We start from the raw sequence: 520 nt of genomic DNA on the forward strand, positions 1-520 counted from the left end.
CTGGGGGAAATCAAGCTGATAGCGCAACCACTGGGCAGGGAACTTCCAGGTTTGAGACAGCGGCTGCTCCCAATGTAAAACCGCGTCGGCGTTGGGTATTAGCCCGGTCGCCGCCACAGCGGCTCCGAGGCTCAGCTCGGACCATCGCTGATGGTAGGCCGCCATGTCTGGCCTTGAGCCGTCTTCTGGTGTCGGCATGTCGTATGGCCAAGTGTCCATCCGCCGTGCAACCAATGGCCACTGCACGTGGACGCGGGGACCACTCTCACCCGGCAACAACCACTCCGGTTCCGTGTACGGACTGTCCACTGTCTTCACGTCCTGAATCGGGCGCAGATTTTCCGGCGCCTGGCGCGCGGGCTGGTCCTCGGGCACGTTGTGCGCATACAGGACCCGGACACGTTCCCAGGGTGCGTCTGTATTCCAAATCTGTTCTTCGTCGTTTACGGCAAAGAACAACAACATGCCCTGCGTTGGCATGAGCGACTCGACACGTGGCAACTCCGCGCAGTCGATCTGG

General features: G+C 61.2%; 1 protein-coding gene. It reads right to left on the minus strand.

Annotated elements, in window-relative coordinates:
• The coding region (locus NRB16_RS29280; protein WP_257107623.1) for a YwqG family protein at positions 1-520 on the minus strand (520 nt) is incomplete at both ends.

Source organism: Pseudomonas sp. LJDD11 (genome assembly GCF_024584215.1).
Lineage (GTDB): Bacteria > Pseudomonadota > Gammaproteobacteria > Pseudomonadales > Pseudomonadaceae > Aquipseudomonas.